This window comes from Alkalibacterium sp. m-11, from assembly GCF_054658155.1.
Genome location: NZ_BAAGIR010000078.1, coordinates 1 through 9,231, shown reverse-complemented (window position 1 = coordinate 9,231; position 9,231 = coordinate 1). Strand labels below are relative to the sequence as shown.

Here is a 9,231-nt window from a genome sequence, read left to right as displayed (position 1 = left end):
TGTCTTAGTCATGCCTTCATTTGTCTATCGTCGCCCTTGTATTTTTCAAATAAACCATTCATGTGTTTGTCAAGGGCGAATACTCCCACTAATGATAGTGAGAAATCATTTCTCTCTTATTTTTCTTTTGTTTTTCATAAAACTTTTTACACTACCTAGTATAATAAGTATAACATAAGCTTTGCACGGACATAAAAAGTAAATTGTTGATGAACACGTATTTCAGCAAAACACAAAATCGAACAATTAAATATATCAAAGTGAGCATTGTTCGTTATATAAAAATGTAAACGCATTCTTTATTAATAATGGTCATTTCACCTGTTTGATAACGAATAAAATCATGTTAGAATGTAGGAGAACATCACTTGTATTTAATAGTGAAGAAGCAGTGGAGGGATGAGAGTGGCAGGAGAAGCAAGTCAGTTAAAACGAACACCCTTATATGATTACTATACTGATAATGGAATAAAGCTGGTGGATTTTGGGTCATGGGCCCTTCCGATCCAGTTTACCAAACTGATAGAAGAGCACCACGCTGTTCGCGAGCGTGTAGGACTGTTCGATGTATCTCACATGGGAGAGATCGAGGTTCAAGGAGAGCAGGCGACAGCTTGGCTCAATAGATTGATAACGAACGATTTGGCGGCCATTTCAAATGGACAGGCGCTCTATACTCTGGTCACGAATGAAACAGGTGGCATCCTGGACGACATCATTATATTCAAAAAGAATGAATCAGCGTATCTGCTGACACCGAATGCATCGAATACAGACAAAATCAGAGACTGGCTGCTGAAGCATCAGGACGGATCGGTCACGATTGAAGATAAATCTCTTGAAACAGGACTGATCGCTGTTCAGGGCCCAGATGCGGCACATGTGGTTGCTGAAGTGTTTGGGGATGACATTAAAGAACTGAAGAATTATCACTTTACGGAAATCGCTGAAGCCGGCACATTTACAGACGTGCTCGTTTCCAGAACAGGCTATACAGGTGAGGATGGGTTCGAGTGTTACGTCAACTGGAACCAGACTCAAGACTTGTGGCAGGCGTTCAAGGACGCAGGAAAACAGTATAATCTAGCTGAATGTGGACTCGGGTCCAGAGATACGCTTCGTCTGGAAGCAGGTATGCCGCTTTACGGACAGGACTTGTCTGAAGACATTACACCTCTTGAAGCCGGGCTTAGTTTTGCAGTGAAATGGGATAAGCCGGAACCATTTATCGGCCAAGCAGCCCTGGAAAAGCAGAAAGAAGAAGGAACGGTCTATTTGTCCAGAGGATTTGAACTGCTTGAAAGAGGAATAGCCAGAGAAGGCTACCCGGTATATAATGAAGCAGACGAAGAAATAGGAGTCGTCACATCAGGGACCCAGTCTCCGACACTTGGGAAGAGCATTGGTTTCCTGAGAATGAGAAAATCTGAAGGCAAGCTGGGAGACACGGTCTATATTCAAGTCCGTAAGAAACGCATTCCAGCCAGACTGATCAAGAAGAATTTTTTAAAGAACTGAAGCGATAAATAACATCTGAAAGAAGGAATAATGATGACAGACAAAGCTAGACTATATTTCACAGAAGAACACGAATGGATCGAACTAATCAATGATGACTACGTCCGTGTAGGGATTTCCGATTATGCTGTAGAACAGCTGGGCGACATTGTATTTGTTGAACTGCCGGAATTAAGCGCTGAACTCGAAGCAGAGGATGAATTTGCGACTGTTGAGTCAGTGAAATCCACCTCTGAAATTTATTCTCCCGTAAAAGGCACAGTATCCAAAATCAACAGTGCCTTGGAAGATGAACCTGAAAAACTGAATGAAGCGCCCTTTGGAGAAGGCTGGCTTGTTGAAATCCAGTCATCTGAACCAGTCGATGTTTCCGGACTGATGGATGCTTCGGCATACGACGAGTACGTTTCAGGACTATAACCCTTGTAGGAAGAAGAACGGATCTCATTCGCTCTTCTTTCTGCTCTTTTTTTGACATCAAAAGACATGAAGGAGTGGATTTTTTGACTAACCAACACCGTTATCTGCCGACCACCGATCAGGACCGCAAGGAGATGCTTGAAACGATCGGCGTATCATCCATTAAAGACCTATTTTCTGATATCCCTGAATCGACTCGCGCAACAAAAGATAAAGCGATTGATCTGGAAGATGCCTTGAGCGAACAGGCACTCACCAAGTACATGAAAGAATTGGCAGCTAAAAATACAACAACAGAAAGTCACGCCTATTTCTTAGGAGCAGGCGTATATGACCACTATAGTCCCAGCATCGTCAATCATGTGCTTCTGCGTTCCGAATTCATGACGGCTTATACCCCGTATCAGCCGGAAGCTAGTCAAGGCGAACTGCAGGCCCTGTTTGAATTCCAGACCATGATGTGTGAATTGACAGGCATGGACGTAGCCAACTCAAGTTTATACGACGGCTTCACTTCATTAGGCGAAGCCTGCAACCTGGCTACTTCAGCTACGAAGAAACAGAATGTGTTGTATTCAAAAGCCCTGCATCCTCAGGCAAAAGAAGTCATTCATACTTATGCGTACGGCATGGAATACTCAGTGAAAGAAGTCAGTCTGAACGGTACCCGCACAGATATAGATGAACTGAAGTCAGCCATTGATGAGGATACAGCTGCTGTGATCATTCAATACCCTAACTTCTTCGGAACGATTGAAGACCTTAAAGAAATAAAATCACTTCTTGAAGATACAAAAGGTATCCTTATCGTCATGGCCAATCCACTGGCTCTCGCTCTGCTTGAAGCACCTGGAAAACTGGGTGCAGATATCGTTGTCGGTGATACTCAGCCATTCGGTATTCCAATGAGCTTCGGCGGCCCGCACTGTGGATACTTTGCAGTGAAGAAAAAATACATGCGTAAAGTACCGAGCCGTATCGTTGGTCAGACAACGGATAAAGACGGCAAGCGAGGATTTGTTATGACGCTGCAGACTAGGGAGCAGCACATTCGCCGTGAAAAAGCGACATCCAACATGAGTTCGAACCAGGCTCTGTTAGCCCTTGGGACCTCAGTATTCCTTGCAGCAGTAGGTAAAGTGGGTCTGCAGGAAATGGCTCAGCAAAACTTGAATCATGCCCACTATGTGAAAAAAGAGCTGACTGATAAAGGACTGACTGTTCTGTCTGACAATGACTTCTTCAATGAATTTGTTGTCAAATTGGACCGCCCATTCTACGAGGTCACTGACCAGTTGCTTGACCATCAAATCGTCGGAGGGTTCGATGTGTCTGAAGCACTGAACGAAGAGAATGCCATGCTCTTATGCGTCACGGAAAAACGGACGAAAGAAGAAATGGACCAGCTCGTATCACTTTTAGTAGGGGAGGGGAAATAACATGACTGCAGTCTATAACGATTTACTATTCGAAATTTCCAGACCGGGACGTAAAGGCTACAGTCTTCCGGAGTCTTCTGTTGAAAAAACGGATCTTACAGGCGTTATACCTGAGCATCTGATTAGAGAAGATGCAGCTGAACTTCCTGAATTGTCCGAGCTTCAAGTCATGCGTCACTATACAGGCTTATCTAACAAGAACTTCGGGATCGAGACTGGCTTTTATCCGCTTGGCTCGTGTACGATGAAGTACAACCCGAAAGTCAATGAAGACATTGCACGGTACAGCGGATTTGCTCAAATCCATCCGTTCCAGCCAGCCCAAACGGCTCAAGGGGCATTGGAACTGATGTATCGCCTGGAAGAGAACCTCAAGGAAGTCACCGGGATGGATGCTATTTCCTTACAGCCGGCTGCGGGTGCTCAAGGTGAGTGGGCAGGCCTACTCATTTTTAAAGCGTATCATGAAGCAAATGGGGAAGGCGAACAGCGCCGTAAGATCCTGGTTCCCGATTCAGCTCACGGAACAAATCCGGCGAGTGCAGTCGTTGCCGGCTATGACGTCGTGGAAATCAAATCAAACGAGCAGGGACGTGTCGGAATCGATGCACTGAAAGCTGCGGTCGGACCGGATACTGCCGGACTGATGCTGACGAATCCGAATACGCTAGGTCTGTTTGAAGTGGACATCGTTGAAATTGCTGAAATCGTTCATGAAGCGGGCGGACTGCTCTATTATGACGGAGCAAATGCAAATGCTATTTTAGGTAAATCAACACCGGGTGAAATGGGCTTCGATGTCGTCCACTTGAATCTGCATAAATCATTCAGTACCCCGCACGGTGGGGGCGGACCTGGTTCCGGACCGATCGGCGTGAAAGACTACCTGAAAGCCTTCATGCCGTCTCCACGTATCGAAAAAGAAGGAGACAGGTATCAAGTAACAACGGATCATCCACAATCGATCGGTCGAGTGAAGGGCTACTTCGGTAACTTCGGCGTCAATGTCCGTGCGTATTCGTATATCCGTTCCATGGGAGCAGAAGGCCTGCAGCAGGTATCGGAGGATGCTGTTCTGCACGCGAACTATCTGAAAGCCCGTCTGGAACCATATTACGACACACCATACAGTTCACACTGTAAGCATGAGTTCGTCTTAAGCGGCGTCCGTCAGAAAAAACTGGGGGTACGTACGCTTGATATTGCCAAACGTCTGCTGGACTACGGCTTCTACGCACCAACTGTCTACTTCCCGCTGATTGTTGAAGAATGTCTGATGATCGAACCAACTGAAACGGAGGCGAAAGAACAGCTGGATGCTTTTGCTGATGCTATGATCGAAATAGCAGAAGATGCAGAAAACAATCCGGAAACTGTGACGGGAGCACCGTTCACGAAAGCTGTCAAACGTCTGGATGAAGTAACGGCCGCACGTAAACCTGTGGTCACTTATCAGAGAGACTGAACGGTCTGATAAAGGTCAATTAGTTGACAGGACGGACAAACTCGATTAGCATTCAAGATAACTGAACATTAAACTGAAAGCAGGTTGTTTACTCGAAAGGTAGAGAACCTGTTTTCTGCAGGGAGGATATTTATGGATTTAAAGTTGAATGGGAAAAATGCATTAGTCCTGGCGTCAAGCACGGGACTTGGAAAAGCTGTCGCAATGGAATTGGCCAAAGAAGGGGCCAATGTCATGCTGACGAGTCGAAGTAAGGATAAATTGATTGAAGCCAAAAAAGAAATCGACCGGGTAGCCACAGGTCAGGTGGATTATATGTTATCAGATCTGACTGATCTCACATCAATTAAGGATCTGGTCGAAGTGACACGAAAAACATTCGGGAAAATCAATATCCTGGTCAACAATACCGGTGGCCCATCAGCAGGTTCATTCAATGATCTGGATGATGCGGAATGGAACAAGGCTTTTAACCTGACTTTGAACAGTTACATCAGAACGATTCGAGAAGTTCTGCCGGATCTGAGAGAAACCAGAGGACACATTCTGAATAATACTTCTTCTTCAGTGAAACAGCCGATAGACGGACTGCTTCTGTCTAACGTATTCAGAATGGGGGTCCAGGGCTTGTCTAAAAGTTTATCTCAGGAGCTGGCCAGAGATGGCATCATGGTCAACACCATTGGAGCGGGACGCATTGAAACAGATCGTCTCACCGAACTGGACAGCAAGCGTGCAGAACGCGAAGGGAGATCACTAGAAGACGTTCACCAGTCGATTGAAAACCAGATTCCAGCGGGCCGATACGGTAAACCCGAAGAATTTGCCAAGATGGCAGCTTTCCTGGTTTCTGGCGTCAACACCTATGTCTCAGGACAGACCATCCTTGTCGATGGAGCAATGAGCAAGTCGTATTAGCAGGATAAATAGACTAGAGACCCGTTTCTCCATTAATGAAGACGGGTCTTTTCTATATGTTGAGAATCCGAAAACACGCTCTAGTTCAGAATAGGTTTATCGATTGAACTCCACTGATAGGCTATGAAAATAAAGTTTACACGAGTTATCCCTATCTGAACTCGACTCGATTCCAGTACGGTTTAGTTCAGCCGCTCATCTCCTTACTGAACTCGATTCAAGCACAGGAATAAGGCAGTTCACGTCGGAAAATTGTGTTAAACTAGAGTGAAACGGAATTATAAAAAGGCTGGAGGACCCGACCTGTTTCACAGTACAAGGTCTTAACACATTTCTTAAAACAAATTCAGCCGAAAAAGGAAAGGACTAGTCAAATGACCAAACACCTATATTTCGCCTCGCCACTGTTCACTGAAATGGAGCAGCACTACAATACATACGTCGTCAATAAAATCAGAGAAGCATTTGAGGAGAATATTGACGTCTATCTGCCTCAGGAGAACGCGGCGATCAATGACAAGAGCAATTATGCCAGCAGCATCCAGATCGCCGATGGAGACAATGCGTACTTGAAAAAAGCCGACATCTTAGTTGCTGTACTCGACGGCGTCACAGTCGATGCCGGAGTCGCGTCAGAGATCGGATACTTCTATGCACTGGAAAAACCAATCATTGGGATTTACACTGATATTCGACAAGGAGCAGGAAACAATAAAGAGAAAATTGAGGCACTGGATGAAATAGCCGAGTCTCCATTTTCATATATCAATCTCTACACAGTCGGTCTGGTCAAGCAAAGGGGGCAAATTGTCAGAAGCAGTGACGAGCTGATCGACATGCTGAAGGAATGGATGACGAGTGATCAGAAATCAGTCTAAAAACAACCTGACTGTTCTCCAGAATGAAAATCAAGCAAGATTAATCTTGTGTTCAATAATGTGGACAGACCGCTGCCGGTCTGTCTTACCAATGATAAAACGTTTTCTGAGACATGACTCATCAGAATTAATAAAAATCCGGTTGAAAAACATGCTGGAAACGTGTAGACTAATAAGCGTTGTATAAATAGAAAAGATAGAGGCGCGAAGAAAAAGAGTAAGGACTGAGAGGGGACACCCGCTGACCAGTCACGAAAGGGTTCTTTGCCGAAGGGAATCAGGTGGTTAACCGGTTCTCCTGGGCATACGTTTAACAGGCGTATGACTGTCACGTTTACGTGGAGCACTATCCTAGTCAATGTTTTTTCAAGCATTCAGGGGCGTGTTCCTGGGTGCTTTTTTCTATTTATAAATAATAGAAATGGAGATATATCATGAAAAGAAAATTACAATGGTTTATATTAATCGGACTGGTCAGTTTTACCCCCAGCACCGTATCTGCAGCTGAAACAGGAGGGAGCATGGCTTCAAAACTTGGAGCAGTCACACTGATTCCGCCTCTTGTTGCTATCGCTTTGGCTTTCCTTACAAAAAATGTGGTCCTGTCACTGTTTCTGGGTGTGTTTTCCGGAACGATCATTGCTCAGTATGCAGGTGGAGCAAATATCTTGACCGGTATCATTTTCGGATTTACGGATATCATTGATTACATCCTGAACTCATTGGCTGATCCCTGGAATGCGGGAATCATTCTGCAGGTTCTGGTTATTGGGGGGCTGATTGCTCTGATCACCAGTTCTGGTGGCGCTCGAGCTATCGCCGAAGCTCTGGCTAAAAAGGCTAAAGGACCGATCAGTACTCAGCTGATCACATGGACTCTGGGCCTACTGATCTTCTTTGATGATTACGCCAATGCGCTTATAGTCGGACCGATCATGCGTCCTGTTTCAGATAAAATGAAGATTTCCCGCGAACGTCTGGCATTCTTGATTGATGCAACAGCCGCACCAATTGCCGGGATCGCTCTTATTTCTACCTGGATCGGCTATGAAGTCGGACTGATCAATGATGCGTATCTGTCGATCGGTCAGGAAGTAAATGCGTATGGCGTCTTCCTTCAGACGATTCCATACCGCTTCTACAATATTCTGATGCTCTTTTTCGTTGCTCTGACCTCAATGACTCTACGTGAGTTCGGTCCAATGAAAAAAGCTCAGGAACGTGCACGAGATACACATCAACTGATCGCTCAAGGAGCAACGCTTGAGAGTGAGGAAGAAGAACTGGAAGTTGTAGCCAAAGGTACTCCATCGATCTGGAGTGCGCTTGTTCCAATCGGTGCACTGATTTTATTCAGTTTTATCGGTTTCTACACAGACGGGCGTCAGGCTATTCTAGCTTCAGACAACACTGCACTTATTCAGACTGTTCAGAATGCTCCTTTCTCATTTGTTGCATTAAGAGAAACATTTGGTACATCTGATGCATCTGTCGTCCTGTTCCAGGCTGCACTGATCGCCAGCATTATTGCCCTTGTAATGGGTGTCATTAAAGGTCATTTCAGTTTTGGCAAAGGAATCGATATATGGGTATCCGGAATGAAGACCCTTATGATCACTGGTGTCATATTATTACTGGCTTGGTCTCTTTCAGGCGTGATGGGTGAACTCGGAACTGCAGACTACCTTGTGTCGCTGTTAAGTGATACACTTCCAGCATTCCTGCTGCCGACAGTCATCTTCCTTCTGGGAGCTGTCATTTCATTTGCGACAGGGACGTCATACGGTACAATGGGTATCCTGATGCCGCTGGCTATTCCTCTGGCAACTGCTATGGATCCTGGAAATGCCGACTTCATCGTTATGTCAGCTGGAGCCGTACTGACCGGTGCAATCTTTGGGGACCACGCTTCACCGATTTCAGATACGACCATTCTATCGTCAAGGGGAGCAGGGTCGAATCTGCTCGACCACGTCAACACGCAGCTGCCTTATGCAATTGCCATAGCGGTCATTTCCGTTTTATCTAAAATAGCCGAGAAGACCCCCACTTCTTACGAAGTGTAAAGTGGGGGATGAATCGGCTTCGGACACGGGGTGGCTTTAGCCGTCCCGATTGTCCGATTGTTCGAGTGCTGTTTGAATCAAGTGAAAAATTGTTTGAGTACGAGTACCGAACCCTTTCTGCTCTTTGTACTTGTCCACCCTATCGAGCAATGTCTTCGGAAATCGTAAAATAACTGATTGCTTTTCCATTGTTTTCACTCCTTAATGATATACAAATAATATCTAAAATGATACAATAAGTATATCATTTAAAGGGGGTGGAAATCAATGAGACACAAAGCCTATAAGTTCCGCATCTACCCGAACAAAGAGCAGGAAATCCTGATTGCGAAGACGATTGGGTGCAGTCGGTTCGTCTTCAACCATTTCCTTGCAAAATGGAACGAGCTGTACGAAAGCTCGGGCAAAGGACTGAGCTACAATTCCTGCTCCGCTCAACTGACCGAACTAAAGAAAGAAATCGACTGGCTAAGAGAAGTGGATAGTATCTCATTGCAATCGGCGTTACGTCATCTCGATGATTCGTT

9 protein-coding genes and 1 riboswitch are annotated in these 9,231 nt (G+C 45.3%); of the genes, 8 read left to right on the top strand and 1 reads right to left on the bottom strand.

Features of this window, described 5'->3' with window-relative positions; all coding sequences use genetic code 11:
* The first annotated feature begins 405 nt into the window (after nt 1-405).
* From gcvT to ACYQ2O_RS08340, 7 genes are all read left to right on the top strand, one after another.
* Complete coding sequence (gene gcvT, locus ACYQ2O_RS08370; protein WP_346023876.1) at nt 406-1,518, top strand: glycine cleavage system aminomethyltransferase GcvT; 1,113 nt, start codon at nt 406-408, stop codon at nt 1,516-1,518.
* 33 nt (nt 1,519-1,551) lie between these two features.
* On the top strand, nt 1,552-1,938 hold the full coding sequence (gene gcvH, locus ACYQ2O_RS08365; RefSeq protein ID WP_091268565.1) for a glycine cleavage system protein GcvH: 387 nt from the start codon (nt 1,552-1,554) through the stop codon (nt 1,936-1,938).
* 83 nt (nt 1,939-2,021) lie between these two features.
* The gene (gene gcvPA, locus ACYQ2O_RS08360) at nt 2,022-3,377 is read left to right on the top strand and encodes an aminomethyl-transferring glycine dehydrogenase subunit GcvPA (RefSeq protein ID WP_346023877.1); all 1,356 of its coding nucleotides are present in this window, start codon (nt 2,022-2,024) and stop codon (nt 3,375-3,377) included.
* A 1-nt stretch (nt 3,378) separates the two neighbouring features.
* A complete protein-coding gene (gcvPB, locus tag ACYQ2O_RS08355; protein ID WP_346023878.1) occupies nt 3,379-4,842 on the top strand; it encodes an aminomethyl-transferring glycine dehydrogenase subunit GcvPB in 1,464 nt (487 codons plus the stop codon).
* 132 nt (nt 4,843-4,974) lie between these two features.
* On the top strand, nt 4,975-5,760 hold the full coding sequence (locus ACYQ2O_RS08350) for an SDR family oxidoreductase (protein ID WP_346023879.1): 786 nt from the start codon (nt 4,975-4,977) through the stop codon (nt 5,758-5,760).
* A 374-nt stretch (nt 5,761-6,134) separates the two neighbouring features.
* Nucleotides 6,135-6,638: a nucleoside 2-deoxyribosyltransferase gene (locus ACYQ2O_RS08345; protein ID WP_346023880.1), complete on the top strand. Its 504-nt coding sequence runs from the start codon at nt 6,135-6,137 to the stop codon at nt 6,636-6,638.
* Between the two features lie 189 nt (nt 6,639-6,827).
* Nucleotides 6,828-6,995, top strand: a riboswitch (Lysine riboswitch).
* Nucleotides 6,996-7,072: 77 nt separating this feature from the next.
* Nucleotides 7,073-8,704 carry a Na+/H+ antiporter NhaC family protein gene (locus ACYQ2O_RS08340; protein ID WP_346023881.1) on the top strand — a complete coding sequence of 544 codons (1,632 nt, stop codon included), beginning with the start codon at nt 7,073-7,075 and terminating at the stop codon, nt 8,702-8,704.
* A gap of 36 nt (nt 8,705-8,740) precedes the next feature.
* On the opposite strand, the gene ACYQ2O_RS08335 is transcribed toward ACYQ2O_RS08340, so the two are convergent.
* Nucleotides 8,741-8,893, bottom strand: a complete 153-nt coding sequence (locus ACYQ2O_RS08335; RefSeq protein ID WP_176759675.1) for a hypothetical protein — start codon at nt 8,891-8,893, stop codon at nt 8,741-8,743.
* A 78-nt stretch (nt 8,894-8,971) separates the two neighbouring features.
* Between ACYQ2O_RS08335 and ACYQ2O_RS08330 the strand changes: the two genes are divergently transcribed.
* On the top strand, nt 8,972-9,231 hold a 260-nt coding region (locus ACYQ2O_RS08330), incomplete at its 3' end, for a helix-turn-helix domain-containing protein (protein WP_459796402.1).